This is a genomic window from Streptomyces liliiviolaceus (genome assembly GCF_018070025.1).
In the GTDB taxonomy this organism is placed as follows: Bacteria; Actinomycetota; Actinomycetes; order Streptomycetales; family Streptomycetaceae; genus Streptomyces; species Streptomyces liliiviolaceus.
The window spans coordinates 617044-631908 of the sequence record NZ_JAGPYQ010000001.1; the positions used below are offsets into that span (position 1 = coordinate 617044).

The window sequence follows — 14865 nt, forward strand, 5'->3', positions numbered from 1 at the left end:
ACCAAGACGAAGTGAGAGCAGGATGCAGACCCCCACATACCCGGTCACGGACCTGGTCCCGGTCACGGTCCCGGCCCCGGACCTGGCCACTCCCCTGGGCCCGGACCTGGCCGCACCCCTGGCGGCGGAGCTGCGGCTCCCGACCAACTGGCTCGACTACACGATCCTGGCGATCTACTTCGTCGTCGTGCTCGGCATCGGCTTCGCCGCCCGCCGCTCGGTGAAGACCAGCCTCGACTTCTTCCTCTCCGGGCGCTCGCTGCCCGCCTGGGTGACCGGACTGGCCTTCGTCGCCGCCAACCTCGGCGCGACCGAGATCCTGGGGATGGCCGCCAACAGCGCCCAGTACGGCGTCTACACCGTGCACTGGTACTGGATCGGCGCCATCCCCGCCATGGTCTTCCTGGGCCTGGTGATGATGCCCTTCTACTACGGCTCGAAGGTCAGGTCCGTCCCTGAGTTCCTGCTGCTGCGCTTCGACCGGGGCGCGCATCTGCTCAGCTCCGTGCTGTTCGCGTTCGCCGCGGTCCTCATCGCGGGCGTGAACCTCTACGCGCTCGCCATCGTCGTCGAGGCGCTGCTCGGCTGGCCGGAGTGGGTGTCGATCGTCGTCGCGGGCGCCTTCGTGCTCGCGTACATCACCCTCGGCGGTCTGTCCTCGGCGATCTACAACGAGGTGCTGCAGTTCTTCGTCATCCTTGCCGCGCTCATCCCGCTCACGGTGCTCGGTCTGAAGAAGGTCGGCGGCTGGGACGGTCTGACCGACTCCCTGACGGCGAGCCACGGCGGTGACTTCACCACCGCGTGGGGCGGCACCGGCATCGGCAGCGACAACCCGCTCGGCGCCAACTGGCTGACCATCGTGCTCGGCCTCGGCTTCGTGCTCTCCTTCGGCTACTGGACGACCAACTTCGCCGAGGTACAGCGCGCCCTGTCCGCGAAGAACCTGTCCGCGGCCCAGCGCACCCCGCTCATCGCCGCGTTCCCGAAGATCTTCATCGTGTTCCTGGTGATGATCCCCGGGCTCGTCGCGGCCGTGCTCGTACCGAAGATCGGCACCGCCGGCTCGGACCTCCAGTACAACGACGCGATCCCGTACCTGATGGAGGACCTGCTCCCCAACGGCGTCCTCGGCATCGCGGTGACGGGCCTGCTGGCGGCGTTCATGGCGGGCATGGCGGCCAACATCTCGTCCTTCAACACCGTCTTCACGAACGACATCTGGGGCAAGTACGTGAAGCGGGACGAGGAGGACGCGTACTACGTGCGCTTCGGCCGTCTCATCACGGCGATCGGGGTGCTGGCGTCGATCGGCACGGCGTTCCTCGCCTCGTCCTTCTCGAACATCATGAGCTACCTCCAGACGCTGTTCTCCTTCTTCAACGTGCCGATGTTCGTCGTCTTCATCGTCGGCATGTTCTGGAAGCGCGCGTCCATGAAGTCCGGCTTCTGGGGGCTGCTGGCCGGTACGACGGCCGCGATGGTCAACTACTTCGTCCTCTACAAACAGGACATCATCGGCATCCCCTCCGACCAGGGCGCCAACTTCGTCTCCGCGATCGCCGGATTCGTGGCGGGCGCGGTCGTGATGTTCGCCGTCTCCCTCTTCACCGCGCCGAAGCCGGAGGAGGAACTGCGCGGGCTGGTGTACGGGACCAGCTCCCCCGGTATGGAGGAGCCGGCCGACTCGGGCGACGACGCCTGGTACCGCAAGCCGGCGCTGCTCGGCTGGGGGGCCGTCGTTCTGGCCGCCGCCTGCTACATCCCGTTCTCGTTCTGATCACCGTCACCGAAGGACCGACAGCCCATGAGCGACCACTCCGAGCGTGACGTCCATCGCGAAGTCACCGAACTGCAGGGAAAGTCGGCCACCGCGGCCCGGCTCTTCGACATCCGCCGCATCATCGGCGGCCTCTTCGTGGTCTACGGGATCATCGTGACGATCGCCGGGATCACCGCGTCCGACGCCGACATCGACAAGGCGGAGGGCGTCAACATCAACCTCTGGACGGGGCTGGGGATGCTGGCCCTGGGCCTGTTCTTCCTGGGCTGGCTGTGGCTGCGGCCTTCGGCTGCGCCTGTGCCGGACGAATCCTCTACGGAGGGGCCCCCGAAGGTGTGACGGCCGACGGGCCCGAGCCGCCTCCCTCCGGCGGTTCGTTCTCTGCGGGCCGGTGGGGGCCGGTCGCGCAGTTCCCCGCGCCCCTGAAGGGGCACGGGGTGCTCAGAGTTCCGGGGCCGGGCCCGTTGTCGAGTGTTGGGAGACCGGGCCCGCGCGGTCCAGCAGGCCCGTGCGGGCCGCCAGGGCGGCCGCCTCAAGGCGGGAGCCCACGCCCAGCTTCATCAGTACCCGCTGGACGTGCGTGCGGGCGGTGCTCGGCGCTATGCCCATACCGGCCGCGATGAGCCGCGTGTCCTCGCCGTCGGCCACCCGCACCAGCACCTCCACCTCGCGGGGCGTCAGCATCTGGAGCAGCCGCTGGCCCTCGTCGTCGGGCTGCGCGGCCGGGTTGAGCAGTTCGCTGAAGGCGCCCTGGAGGAGCTGCGGCGCCACCGCGGCCTCCCCCGCGCGTGCCTTCATGATGGCGCGCTCGACACCCTCTATGCGTTCGTCGTGCCGTACGTAACCGGAGGCGCCGGCGGCGAACGCGGCGGCGATGCCCCGCGGGTTGGGCACCGGTCCGAGGACCAGCACCGCGACCTGCGGCCGCTCCCGTTTGATCTTCACCACCGGGTCGAAGATGCCCGGTTCGGCAGGCGTGGCCGTGCCGATCAGGCACACCTCGGGTGCCCTGGTGATCACCAGCTCCGCCGCTCCCGCGGCGGGCGCGGCCGCGGCCAGCACGCGGTGCCCGCGCAGTTTCAAGGCCGAGGCGAGCGCCTCGGCGAGCAGTCGGTGGTCGTCGACCACCATGAGCCGCACTCCCATCGAGCCCAACCCCCCAGTCCCCCCAGGATCCCTACTGGTACCCCATGGATAGGAGCCCCCCGGCTCTCCATCCCCCGGAAGCTACACGCTTGTTCGACGTTGCGCTCCCCCCAGTGAAGAGAAGTGCCCCGTTATGTAAAGATTCATCTCATTCGTGGAACGGCGCGTGAAAGACAACCTCCCCGCGTCAACACACGGGTATACACCCGGAAGTTTCCTTTGATCATGGGTCTCCGTCGAGCGCAGGGGGGCAACTTGCCACACTCCGCAGCGAACAAGCCTGACCCGGACCACTGTTTGACCACCCCGTATCGCCCTTGGACCATTTCCCGGCCGTCTCACCGCCCTGCCGACGCGCCGTCCTTTCGGCAGGACAGCGGAACGCCCCCGCCGCCCGGGAAGCGGGCGACGGGGGCGTTCCGCGGAGCGCGGGGGCGCCGCGCGGGCTACTCGGCGCCGAACCCGATCGCCGCGTAGTCCTTCTCGTCCTTGGAGTACGGGGCGCTGACCAGGTCCTCGGCCATGAAGAGCCGGCCGGCCGTGTACAGCATCTCCGACGACTTGGGCACCATTCCGCTGATCGCGCTGCGGACCTGGTCGGTGGCCGGGGTCTCCAGGAGCTTGGTCTCCTTGAAGGACTTGCCGTCGATGGAGACGACCTGGGAACCCTTGTCGTAGGGGCCGTTCTTGTACGCGATGATGTCGGTGCCGTCCATCCGGACCGGCCAGATCTCGTAGCCGTCGCCGGCGTCGGCCCGGTCGCTCGTGGACTTGCCGGTGGCCAGCGAGAAGGACACGATCTCGTTGACCCGGCTGTACTTCTCGTCGCCCTCGTGCTGCTTGGTCGGCACGTACAGCTTGTCGTTGCCGACCGCGATCGCCTTGCAGCTGTGGACCTTGTTCACCCCGCAGTCGTGCGCGTACTTACCGTCCTCCAGCGTGATCTTCGTACGCAGCTTGCCGCTGTCGTCCAGCGAGAAGACGTCGGTCGCGCCGGACGCGGTGATCTCACCGGAGTCCACACCGAAGACGACCGGCTTGGTGGAGATCACCTTGGCGTTGTCGATGCCCGCGGGGAGCTTGTAGCTCCACTTGACGGTGCCCGTCTTCGGGTCGAGCCGCTGGACCTCGTACTTCTCGTTGCCGTAGTCACCGCACTTGCGGACCGCGACCAGCTGCTCGCCGCCCGCGTAGCCCACGTCCTCGCACGAGCTGACCTTCGGCTGCCACAGGACCTTGCCGTCGGTGATGTCGAAGGCGGCGCCGCCGTCGAGGCCGGAGCCCACCGCGACCGTGGTGCCGGAGATGCTGGCCTCCTTGAACTTGGCCTTCTCACCGCCCCCCGGGGCCACGGACTTCGTCCAGAGCGCCTTGCCGGTGTTCACGTCGAAGGCCGTGACCTCGGTGCACGACGGGTACGGGTCGGCCTTGGTGCGCGGGGCGTCCTCCGCGACCACCACGGCGACGCCGTCCTTGGTGACCTCGGGCGAGCCGGCGCAGGTCAGGCCCGTCAGCGGCAGGGTCCAGGTCTCCTTGCCGGTGTCCGGGTCGTGGCCGACGACCTTGCGCACGCCCGCCTTGGCGTACACCTTGTCCGTCAGCCAGGAGCCCTCGACGCTCCAGACCTCCTTCTTGGGGACCTCGGGCGCTGGCACCTGGAAGAGGACCTTCGCACTGGTGCTGGACGGCACCTTCTCCGAGCCGCCGCCACCGCCACCGCCCGTGCCGTCGTCGCCGCCGTCACCGCCCTTGCCCTCGGTGCCGCCGGGGCCCGCGGAGGTGTCCTTGTCGTCCTTGCCGGACGAGCTCGCGTACCAGACACCGCCGCCGACGATCAGTCCGATCGCCACCACGGCCGCGACGATGATCGCCGCCTGGGCGCCGAACTTCTTCCCGCCCTTGGGGGCCTGCGGCTGCATGGGCATGGTGTGGGGCTGCGGGTAGCCGTACTGGGGCTGCTGCTGCCCCGGGTAGCCGTACCCCTGCTGCGGCTGCTGGCCCGGGTAGCCGTAACCGGGCGCGGTCGGCGGCTGCGGGGGTCCCTGCGGGTAGCCGTACGGCTGCTGCGGCGGGCCCTGCGGCGCGGCGGGCGGGCCGGCCGGGGGCGGAGTCTGCGGCGCCTGGGGCGGAGTCTGGGGCGGGGGCGCCTGCGGGTAGCCGTAGCCCGGCTGGGGCTGCTGCGGGGGCCCGGCGGGCGGCGTGGGCGGTCCGAACCCGCCCGGGGGCGGGTCCTGCGGGGCGCCGAAACCGCCACCCTGGGGCGGCTGGTTCGGCGGCGGGGGCGGCGGCTGGCTCATGACGTGTGTACCTCGGGTGCGAAGGGGACGGAAGAAACGCGGAAGGCGTGGAAGGCCCGGGAAGCCCGGGAGACGCCGGTGGGGCCTCCGGTGGGGCCTCCGGTGGGGCCTCCGCTCGCGCGGCGGGCGCGGGCGGCGCGAGCGGCGTGAGCGGAGACGGGCCAGGTCACTTGCCGTAGGCCAGCATCAGCTTCTCCTTCGACTCGTCGTTGCCGGTCAGCCGGGTGGTGGAGAGGTAGAAGCGCCCGTCCACCCAGTCGACGGCCTTCGAGAAGAAACCGTTCTCCACGTCCGCCGCGCCCTGCGGGTTCTGCAGCAGCGTCTTCGGGGTGTGCGCACCGCCGCCGGTCGGGATCGAGACGATCCGGCCGCCCGCGTCGTACGAGGGACCCACGTACGCGACGAGGTCCGTGCCGTCCATCTTCAGGGGCACCATCGAATCGTCCACCGGGGACTTGGCGCGCCACTTCTCCTTGCCGCTCTCCAGGCTGATCGCGACGATCTCGTTGGCGCCGCTCTTCGCCTCGGTCGGCAGATAGAGGGTGTTGGCGTCGGCCGCCACGCCCTCGCAGCCCTGGAGGTCACGCGAGAGGATCGCCCAGCCGCACTCCGGCGCGAACGACTCGTCGACGTCGACCTGCGAACGGGCCGTGCCGTCGTTCTTCAGCGTGGTGACGTTCCACTGCTTCTTGTCCGCGTTGGTGAGGTAGAGGACGACCGGATCGACGGAGTACGCGCGCTCCACGCGCCAGCCCTTGGGGATCTTCTTGGTCCACTTGGCCTTGCCGGTCGCCGGGTCGAGCTCCTGCACCTCGTCGTGCTCGTCGTCGCCGCCCGCGCCGCAGGAGGCGACGGAGAGCATCTTGGCGCCGCCCGCGAACGCCGACGGGAAGCAGGAGTTGTCGTACTTCTTCTTGTCGAAGAGCTTGTCGCCGCTGTCCGTGTCGTAGCCGACGCCGGACATGGAGCGGCCGACCAGCAGCGTGTTCCCGGAGATGTTCAGGCTGAGGCTCAGGGAGCTGTCGAACAGGTCGCCCTTCGGGATCTTCTGCGTCCAGCCCTTCTTGCCGGTGGCGAGGTCGATCTGCACGACCTGGTTGCACTCGGCGGAGGACTTGGTGCCCTCCTTGTACGCCACGAAGACCTTGTCGTCGGACGTCTTCTGGGCGGACGCGGCACAGATCGGCTGCGGGAACGTGATCGCGGGCCAGCTGACCTTGCCGTCGGCGACGTCGTAGGCGAAGACCTGCTTGTACGCGGCCTTCACGGCGACCTTGTCCGTGATCCACATACCGGGGGCGTCGGCGCCGGAACCGGGCGCGTCGGGCGCCTCCTTGTACCAGAGCACCTTCGCCTCACCGGCCTGGCGGCCCTCGTTGAGGTCCTCGGAACCGGCGTTGCCGTCGCCGTCGCCGTCACCGGGGTTGATGGGCGCGTCGGACCCGGAGGGCTTGGCGTCCTGGCTCTTGTCGGCGACGGGCTTCTTCTTGCCACCGCCGTCGTCGTCACCGCCGGAGACGGCCCATACGGTGCCTCCGATGACGAGCACCGCGGCCAGCGCGGCTCCGATGATCATGGCGGGCTTCCCCTTGAAGGGGCTGCGCGAGCCACCGCCGGGCGGGGTGCCGGGCCCGCCCGGGAACTGCGGCTGCGTCGGGTAGCCGTACCCGGGCTGCTGCTGGCCGTAGGGCCCCGGCTGCTGGGGCTGACCGTAGGGACCGGGCTGGCCGTACGGGCCCGGCTGCTGCGGATAGCCGTACGGGCCGGGCTGCTGGGGCTGCCCGTACGGGCCGGGCTGCTGCGGGTAGCCGTAACCGGGCGCGGGCGGCGGGGTGCCCGGCGCGCCCTGCGGAGGCGGCGGGGTCTGTGGTGCGCCCTGCGGGGGCGGCGGGGCCGCCGGCGGCTGGGCGGGCGGTGGCGGCGTGGCGCCGCGCGGGTCCTGCGGAGGTCCGAAGCCGCCCTGCGGCGGCTGGTCCTGCGGCGCTCCGAACCCGCCCTGCTGCGACGGCTTTTCAGGCGGCTGAGTCATCAGCGCGTTCCCCCTCTTCACTGATTTTTAGCCATGCCCTGCAGTACGCACCGCAGCAGGCGATGCACTCACAGTGGTTGTCATAGAGCCTGAGAGTGTTCTCAGTCGGCTCTTTCTATCACCCTGGAGCGCTCGAACACCGGGCCGGTTCACCCCTGTTTCCAAGGGAGAACCGGCCCGTGATGCCCTCGTTACGCTTGTTCACGCGCTCTTCACGCGTCGTCGGCGAGCTCCAGCCAGCGCATTTCCAACTCCTCGCGCTCGGTGGCCAGTTCACGCAGCTCGCTGTCCAGTTTGGCCACCTTCCCGAAGTCCGTGGCGTTATCGGCGATTTGCGTGTGCAGCTTGCTCTCCTTCTCGGAGATCTTGTCCAGCTGCCGCTCGATCTTCTGGAGTTCCTTCTTCGCCGCGCGGTCCTCCTTGGCCGATACCGCGGTGGGCGAAGCCCCCTTGTCCGCGGCCGGGGCCGAGGCCGCGGCGGCCTCCTCCATCTTGTGACGCCGCTCCAGGTACTCGTCGATACCGCGCGGCAGCATCCGCAGGGTCGCGTCGCCGAGGAGCGCGAAGACCCGGTCGGTCGTGCGCTCGATGAAGAACCGGTCGTGGGAGATCACGATCAGGGAGCCAGGCCAGCCGTCGAGGAGGTCCTCCAGCTGGGTGAGGGTCTCGATGTCGAGGTCGTTCGTCGGCTCGTCGAGGAAGAGGACGTTCGGCTCGTCCATCAGCAGCCGCAGGATCTGCAGCCGGCGGCGCTCACCGCCGCTGAGGTCGCCGACGGGCGTCCACTGCTTCTCCTTGTTGAACCCGAAGGTCTCGCAGAGCTGGCCCGCGGTCATCTCCCGGCCCTTGCCGAGGTCGACCCGGTCGCGGACCGCCTGGACGGCCTGCAGCACCCGCAGGTTCGGGTCGAGTTCGCCGACCTCCTGGGAGAGGTAGGCGAGCTTGACGGTCCGGCCGGTGACGACCCGGCCCGCGGCGGGCTGGGTCTCGCCGTCGGAACGGGCGGCCTCCGCCATGGCCCGCAGGAGGGAGGTCTTGCCGGCGCCGTTCACCCCCACCAGACCGATCCGGTCGCCCGGACCGAGCTGCCAGGTCAGATGCTTGAGGAGCACCTTGGGCCCGGCCTGCACGGTGACGTCCTTGAGCTCGAAGACCGTCTTGCCGAGCCGGGACGAGGCGAACTTCATCAGCTCGCTGCTGTCGCGGGGCGGCGGCACGTCCGCGATCAGTTCGTTGGCGGCCTCGACGCGGAACCGCGGCTTGGACGTACGGGCGGGGGCGCCGCGGCGCAGCCAGGCCAGCTCCTTGCGGACCAGGTTCTGCCGCTTGACCTCCTCGGTGGCGGCGATGCGCTCCCGCTCGGCGCGCGCGAAGACGTAGTCGGTGTAACCGCCCTCGTAGTCGTAGACGGCGCCCTTCTGCACGTCCCACATGCGGGTGCAGACCTGGTCCAGGAACCAGCGGTCGTGGGTGACGCAGACGAGTGCGGACCGGCGCTCGCGCAGATGCCGCGCCAGCCAGGCGATGCCTTCCACGTCGAGGTGGTTGGTGGGCTCGTCGAGGATGATCAGGTCCTGCTCGTCGATGAGCAGCTTGGCCAGCGCGATGCGCCGCCGCTCACCGCCGGACAGCGGTCCGATCACGGTGTCGAGGCCCTGCGGGAAGCCGGGCAGGTCGAGCCCGCCGAACAGGCCCGTCAGTACGTCCCTGATCTTGGCGTTGCCCGCCCACTCGTGGTCGGCCATGTCCCGGATGACCTCGTGCCGGACGGTGGCCGCGGGGTCCAGGGAGTCGTGCTGGGTGAGGACGCCGACATGCAGACCGCCCGAGTGCGTGACGCGCCCGGAGTCGGCCTCCTCCAGCTTCGCGAGCATCCGGATCAGCGTGGTCTTGCCATCACCGTTACGGCCGACCACGCCGATCCGGTCCCCTTCGGACACGCCGAGGGAGACTCCGTCGAGCAGCGCACGGGTTCCGTACACCTTGCTGACTGCCTCGACATTGACCAGATTGACGGCCATCGCACTCCTGACAAGGGGGATCGATCGACCTTCCAGGGTAGTCGCCCGGAAGGGTGATCCTTCCGACTGCCCGGAAAGGGTGGGCGGGGTCGTTCAGGGGCGCAGCCCCAGGGGCGCGGGGAACGGCGCAGTCTTGTCGCTTTTAGGGGCGCGGGGAACTGCGCAATCTTGTCGCTTTTAGGGGCGCGGGGAACTGCGCAATCTTTTGGGCCCGCCCCCACACACCCGCACCCGACACCCGACCGTGCAGGTCACACCAGAACAGCCCCACGCACCGGCCCCACAGCCACGCGCGCAGCGCGACAGACCCCCGCCGCCACCAACGCGGAAACCACCTTCGCCCCACCCTCCGCATCGGCGACGAGAAACGCCGTCGTGGGCCCGGACCCCGACACGATCGCGGCCAGCGCCCCGCCCTCGACCCCGACGGCCAGCGTCGAGGCCAGCGACGGCCGCAGAGACAGCGCGGCACGCTGCAGGTCGTTGGACAGGGCCCCGGCCAGCGCCGGGACGTCCCCCGAGGCCAGCGCATCGAGCAGCACCCCGGAGGCGACCGGCTCAGGCACCGCGACCCCGTCGTTGAGCCGGTCGAACTCCCCGTACACCGCCGGCGTCGACAGCCCCCCGTCGGCGACGGCGAACACCCAGTGGAAGCTGCCCCCGACCGGCAGGACCCGCAGCTTCTCCCCGCGTCCGGTGCCGAGCGCGGCCCCGCCGACCAGGCTGAACGGCACGTCGCTGCCGAGCTCGGCGCAGATCTCAAGCAGCTCCTCCCGCGAGGCACCCGTACCCCAGAGGGCGTCGCAGGCGACCAGCGCGCCCGCGCCGTCGGCGGAGCCGCCCGCCATGCCCCCGGCGACCGGGATGTCCTTCGCGATGTGGATGTGCACATCGGGCCGGAGCCCGTACCGCGCGGCCAGCTTCTCCGCCGCCCGCGCCGCCAGGTTCGTACGGTCCAGGGGCACCTGGGCCGCGTCGGGCCCCTCGCAGGTGATCCGGAGGGTGTCGGCGGGGGTCACCGTCACCTCGTCGTACAGGCCGACGGCGAGGAACACGTTGGCGAGGTCGTGGAACCCGTCGGCCCGGGCGCCGCCCACGGCCAGCTGGACATTGACCTTGGCGGGAACCCGTACGGTCACGCTTCCCGTCACGCCGTCCGTCGCGCTCACTGCTTGTTCTCCGCGATCCGTGCGAACTCCTCCACCGTCAGGGACTCACCGCGCGCCTGCGGCGAGACCCCGGCGGCGACCAGCGCGGCCTCGGCGGCCGGCGCCGAACCGGCCCAGCCGGCCAGCGCTGCCCGCAGGGTCTTGCGGCGCTGGGCGAAGGCGGCGTCCACGACGGTGAAGACCTCGCGCTGGGAGGCGGTCGTCTTCACCGGCTCGGCGCGGCGGACCAGCGAGACGAGTCCGCTGTCCACGTTCGGGGCGGGCCAGAAGACGTTGCGGCCGATCGATCCGGCGCGCTTGACGTCGGCGTGCCAGTTCGCCTTCACGGAGGGCACGCCGTAGACCTTCGAGCCGGGCGGCGCGGCCAGCCGGTCGGCGACCTCCGCCTGCACCATCACGAGGGTGCGCTCGATGGTGGGGAAGGTGTCGAGCATGTGCAGCAGCACGGGCACGGCGACGTTGTACGGGAGGTTCGCGACCAGGGCCGTCGGGGCGGGGCCGGGCAGCTCGGACACCTGCATGGCGTCCTCGTGGACGAGTGAGAACCGCTCGGCGCGGTCCGGCATGCGGGCGGCGATCGTGGCGGGCAGCGCGCCCGCGAGGGCGTCGTCGATCTCGACGGCGACGACCCGGTCGGCCGCCTCCAGGAGCCCGAGGGTCAGCGACCCGAGGCCCGGTCCGACCTCGACGACCACGTCCTCGGGACGGACGTCGGCGGTCCGGACGATGCGCCGCACGGTGTTGGCGTCGATGACGAAGTTCTGACCGCGCTGCTTGGTGGGCCGTACGCCGAGCGCTGCCGCGAGTTCGCGGATGTCGGCGGGGCCCAGAAGGGCGTCGGAGGCGGGGCTGGTCACGCCCCAAGGGTACGGGTGACCACGGCCGACTCCCGTCCGTGGGGGCTGCGCCCCCACACCCCCTGTCGCGCTAACGCGCTCGTCCTCAAACGCCGGACGGGCTGAAAGCGGGGCGCAGCCCCGCCTTTCAGGGGCGCGGGGAACGGCGCGACCGACCCCCACCGGACCCGCAGACGAAACCCTCCCGGGGCCCCGGGGCGCAGCCCCGCCCCGAGGGGCGCGGGGAACTGCGCGACAAGCCCCCACCGGCCCGCGGACGAAACCCCCGCGGGGCCCGGGGCGCAGCCCCGGTGGGACGACCCCTACGAACGCCCCCTACAAACGCCCCCCACAGTGCGGCCAGGGACTGGCCCCCCGCCGCACATACAACTTCTTCGCCCGAAACGTCTGCTCCGACGCGGAAGCGTCCTGCGGACGCCCCTCCCCACCCAACGCCTGCCAGGTCCGCGTATCGAACTGGTACAGCCCGCCGTACGTCCCCGACGGATCGACCGCCCCCGGCCGCCCCCCGGACTCACAGTGCGCGAGCCCCTGCCAGTTCAGCCCGTCGGCCCCCTGCACGGACGTGGGAAGCGCCTTCGTCCCCACCTTCACCACCTGCGCCCGCGGCTCCCGCACCACCTCGGCCCGCAGCCGCCGAGGCTTCTGCCTGACGCCGTTGACGGTCCGCAGCGCGTACGTGACGCGCCGCAGCCCGGGCCGCCCCGCCTGTTCCACGACCTCGGTGCCCCGGAACAGCCCGGGATCCGGGGTCCGGCGTACCTCGAAGGGCAGCGGCTCCTCACGGACCTCCTTCGTGCCGGTGATCCGCATGACCGTCACCGTCTGCCCGTCACGCGGGAAGCTGTCGGCCGGCACGGAGGTGGTGTCCTGCCCGTGCAGCGTGATCCCGGCCTCGCCCACGGTCTCGCGGACGGTCGCCGCGTTCGTACGGACCGTCCGTGCCTGTCCGTCCGCCATGACCGTCACGGTCCGCTCGGTACGGACGTCGAGCGCGAGCCCCGCCCGCCCGATCTGCCGAGCGCGCGGCACCGACAGGTACGCGCCCTCCGCGCGCACCCCGAGTTCCCGCAGTGCCTCGTCCACGGTGTGGGCGGTGGTCCACACGTGGCTGGACCGCCCGTCCAGGGTGAGCCGCAGGGGCCGCCCGTACTCCACGGCGATCTCCGCACCGCTGGTCAGCGCGGCTCCGGGCGCGGGGGCCACCACGTCGTGGGCGCCCACCCGGACCCCTTCGTCGGCGAGCAGTTCGCCCACGTCGTCCGCGAAGGTGTGCAGGGTGCGGGGCTTGCCGTCGACGGTCAGTTCGATGGCCTTGTCGTCGGCGACGAAGGCGGAGGTGCCGCCCGCGAGGAAGGCGACGACCAGCGCCTGCGGGAGCAGCTTGCGTACGTCGGGCCGTTCCGCGCTCCTGCGGCGCCGCTTGGCCCGCCGGGTTTCGGCTCGCCCACCGGACCGGGCCGGGCCGTTGAACAGTTCGGTGGTCAGTTCGGAGGTCGGGGCGAGCGGCACCGCCTGCCGCGGAAGGGTCGGCGCGTCCGGGAACCAGGCCTCACCGGGGTGCACGTACCCGTGCCCGTACTCGTGTCCGTACGCGGGCTCGTGCTCAAGCTCGTACGCGTACACGGGCCCGTGCCTGTTCCCGTGGTCGTGGGCGGGCACCTGCTCATGCTCGTACGCGGGCCGGTACGTGTCCGGATGTCCGTGACCGTACGGCCCGGGGTCGCCGTGTCCGCCGTAGCCGCCATGGCCGCTGTGACCGGCGTGCCCGTGTGCCGGATTCGGGCCCGGGTTCACGTTCGGGCCATACGTCTCGTACTGCGGACTGCTCACGACGGCACGCTCCAGAAGACCGGTGGAGAGAGGTACGCCCGCGGGGCTCCTTCGGGTCGCGGGGAGGCGGGTGGGCGGGTGGGCGGACAGAACCTAGCGGAGCGTTCGTCACTCTCCAAAGCAGCGCGACCACGCGGTGTCGCGAAGCGTCCCGGTCCGGACCCCGGGAGCGCGCTGTCCGTTATGGGTCAGTAATCGAACGCGCGGGCAGTGTTCGCCGAGAGCGCCGTCGCCAGCACGTCCTCGTCGAGCCCCCGTACGGCGGCCATGGCGCGGACCGTGACCGGAATGAGATAGGGGGCGTTGGGCCGTCCGCGGTACGGGACGGGCGTCAGGAAGGGCGCGTCGGTCTCGACGAGGACGAGTTCGAGCGGCGCCACGGCGAGCGCGTCGCGCAGCGGCTGCGCGTTCTTGAAGGTCATGTTCCCGGCGAACGACATGTAGTAGCCGGCGCGGGCGCAGACCGCCGCCATCTCCGCGTCCCCGGAGTAGCAGTGGAAGACGGTCCGCTCGGGCGCGCCCTCCTCCTTCAGGATGCGCAGCACGTCGGCGTGGGCGTCCCGGTCGTGGATGACGAGTGCCTTGCCGTGCCGCTTGGCGATCTCGATGTGCGCGCGGAAGGACAGTTCCTGGGCGGCGATGCCCTCGGGGCCGGTGCGGAAGTGGTCGAGGCCGGTCTCGCCGACGCCCTTGACCTGGGGAAGCGCGGCGAGCCGGTCGATCTCGGCGAGCGCCTCGTCCAGCGCGCCCTCGCCACCGCCCTCCCGCGCACCCTGCCGCGACCAGCCGTCGGGGTCACCGTGCACGATCCGGGGCGCCTCGTTCGGGTGGAGGGCGACGGTCGCGTGGACGGCGTCGTACGCGGCGGCCGTCTCGGCCGCCCAGCGTGAGCCCGACAGGTCGCAGCCCACCTGCACGACCGTCGTCACGCCGACCGACGCGGCCTTGGCGAGGCCCTCCTCGACCGTGCCGGACTGCATGTCGAGATGGGTGTGCGAGTCGGCCACCGGTACCCGCAGGGGGTCCGGCAGGGGCGGGGCTTCGGCGTTGGAAGGCATACCCCGATCCTACGAAGGGGGCCTAACAGCAGCGGAACGCCGGGTCCCTCCCTCGCGGGGAAGCGGTCCGCGAGGAAGGGACCCGGCGCCCGTGCCGCCGGGATGCCCGGGAGTCACCCCGCCTTGCGGTGGTGGAACGGGTGCAGCAGGTCGGACAGATGCCAGTGGTGGACGGGCTTGGACGCCGTCGCCGTCTCCGGCAGCTGCGCCGTCTCGGGCGCCTGCGCCGCCTCGGCCGGCACCACGGTGACCGTGGCACGCTTCATCGGCGGTACGGACAGGGCGCGGCGCATCGAGTTCTGCGCCGAGGACACCTGGCCGGCCCGCATGATGCGCACGATGTGCCCGTCGCAGTTCACACAGCTCGGCCGGCTCAGCGGCGACGGCACGACCAGGCCGTCCGCCACGTACGTCACGAACTCGGCTCCCTCGGTGTCGAAGTGGTGCTCGATCTCGTACGACTGCTCCCAGCCGTGCCCGCAGCGCATGCAGGCGAAGGAATACGACTCGTGGACGGTGTCGGTGGCCGGGACGGCGTCGACGCGGTGTGCGGGTCCGCCGGTGATCCGACCGGGCTGCCCTGCGATCTCACTCATGCCAGCTCCTCTTGTCCGCTGGACGAGGACGGGTCTGTCCTTCCTCCAGTGGACGCCTCCGCCGCCGCGAATGCAC

11 protein-coding genes are annotated in these 14865 nt (G+C 71.0%); 2 read left to right on the top strand and 9 right to left on the bottom strand.

Features of this window, described 5'->3' with window-relative positions; all coding sequences use genetic code 11:
* The first annotated feature begins 22 nt into the window (after nucleotides 1-22).
* Together J8N05_RS02645 and J8N05_RS02650 are read left to right on the top strand one after the other, a co-directional pair.
* Entirely contained in the window at nucleotides 23-1780 is a 1758-nt protein-coding gene (locus J8N05_RS02645) for a sodium:solute symporter family protein (RefSeq protein WP_247706122.1), read from the top strand.
* Nucleotides 1781-1807: 27 nt separating this feature from the next.
* Nucleotides 1808-2122 (top strand): hypothetical protein, encoded by a 315-nt coding sequence (locus J8N05_RS02650; protein WP_210880869.1) that lies wholly within the window; start codon nucleotides 1808-1810, stop codon nucleotides 2120-2122.
* Between the two features lie 102 nt (nucleotides 2123-2224).
* Here J8N05_RS02650 and J8N05_RS02655 read toward each other — a convergent pair whose 3' ends face one another.
* From J8N05_RS02655 to J8N05_RS02695, 9 genes are all read right to left on the bottom strand, one after another.
* Nucleotides 2225-2929, bottom strand: a complete 705-nt coding sequence (locus tag J8N05_RS02655) for a helix-turn-helix transcriptional regulator (RefSeq protein WP_210880870.1) — start codon at nucleotides 2927-2929, stop codon at nucleotides 2225-2227.
* 446 nt (nucleotides 2930-3375) lie between these two features.
* A complete protein-coding gene (locus tag J8N05_RS02660; RefSeq protein WP_210880871.1) occupies nucleotides 3376-5226 on the bottom strand; it encodes an outer membrane protein assembly factor BamB family protein in 1851 nt (616 codons plus the stop codon).
* Between the two features lie 166 nt (nucleotides 5227-5392).
* Nucleotides 5393-7255, bottom strand: coding sequence for an outer membrane protein assembly factor BamB family protein (locus J8N05_RS02665; RefSeq protein WP_210880872.1), 1863 nt, complete (start codon nucleotides 7253-7255; stop codon nucleotides 5393-5395).
* Nucleotides 7256-7467: 212 nt separating this feature from the next.
* Nucleotides 7468-9276 carry an ABC-F family ATP-binding cassette domain-containing protein gene (locus J8N05_RS02670; RefSeq protein WP_210880873.1) on the bottom strand — a complete coding sequence of 603 codons (1809 nt, stop codon included), beginning with the start codon at nucleotides 9274-9276 and terminating at the stop codon, nucleotides 7468-7470.
* A gap of 251 nt (nucleotides 9277-9527) precedes the next feature.
* Entirely contained in the window at nucleotides 9528-10427 is a 900-nt protein-coding gene (locus J8N05_RS02675; RefSeq protein WP_210889976.1) for a 4-(cytidine 5'-diphospho)-2-C-methyl-D-erythritol kinase, read from the bottom strand.
* Nucleotides 10428-10441: 14 nt separating this feature from the next.
* Nucleotides 10442-11302, bottom strand: coding sequence for a 16S rRNA (adenine(1518)-N(6)/adenine(1519)-N(6))-dimethyltransferase RsmA (gene rsmA, locus J8N05_RS02680; RefSeq protein WP_210880874.1), 861 nt, complete (start codon nucleotides 11300-11302; stop codon nucleotides 10442-10444).
* A gap of 315 nt (nucleotides 11303-11617) precedes the next feature.
* On the bottom strand, nucleotides 11618-13135 hold the full coding sequence (locus tag J8N05_RS02685) for a resuscitation-promoting factor (RefSeq protein ID WP_282108140.1): 1518 nt from the start codon (nucleotides 13133-13135) through the stop codon (nucleotides 11618-11620).
* 188 nt (nucleotides 13136-13323) lie between these two features.
* Entirely contained in the window at nucleotides 13324-14193 is an 870-nt protein-coding gene (locus J8N05_RS02690; protein ID WP_210880875.1) for a TatD family hydrolase, read from the bottom strand.
* Nucleotides 14194-14306: 113 nt separating this feature from the next.
* On the bottom strand, nucleotides 14307-14789 hold the full coding sequence (locus J8N05_RS02695; RefSeq protein WP_210880876.1) for a hypothetical protein: 483 nt from the start codon (nucleotides 14787-14789) through the stop codon (nucleotides 14307-14309).
* Nucleotides 14790-14865 lie beyond the last annotated feature (76 nt).

What these genes read in the sequence shown, in the direction of transcription:
- J8N05_RS02660 (WP_210880871.1), bottom strand. Translation starts at nt 5,226, where the DNA reads ATGAGCCAGCCGCCGCCCCCGCCGCCGAACCAGCCGCCCCAGGGTGGC.
- J8N05_RS02650 (WP_210880869.1), top strand. Translation starts at nt 1,808, where the DNA reads ATGAGCGACCACTCCGAGCGTGACGTCCATCGCGAAGTCACCGAACTG.
- J8N05_RS02645 (WP_247706122.1), top strand. Translation starts at nt 23, where the DNA reads ATGCAGACCCCCACATACCCGGTCACGGACCTGGTCCCGGTCACGGTC.
- J8N05_RS02665 (WP_210880872.1), bottom strand. Translation starts at nt 7,255, where the DNA reads ATGACTCAGCCGCCTGAAAAGCCGTCGCAGCAGGGCGGGTTCGGAGCG.
- J8N05_RS02670 (WP_210880873.1), bottom strand. Translation starts at nt 9,276, where the DNA reads ATGGCCGTCAATCTGGTCAATGTCGAGGCAGTCAGCAAGGTGTACGGA.
- J8N05_RS02655 (WP_210880870.1), bottom strand. Translation starts at nt 2,929, where the DNA reads ATGGGAGTGCGGCTCATGGTGGTCGACGACCACCGACTGCTCGCCGAG.
- J8N05_RS02695 (WP_210880876.1), bottom strand. Translation starts at nt 14,789, where the DNA reads ATGAGTGAGATCGCAGGGCAGCCCGGTCGGATCACCGGCGGACCCGCA.
- J8N05_RS02690 (WP_210880875.1), bottom strand. Translation starts at nt 14,193, where the DNA reads ATGCCTTCCAACGCCGAAGCCCCGCCCCTGCCGGACCCCCTGCGGGTA.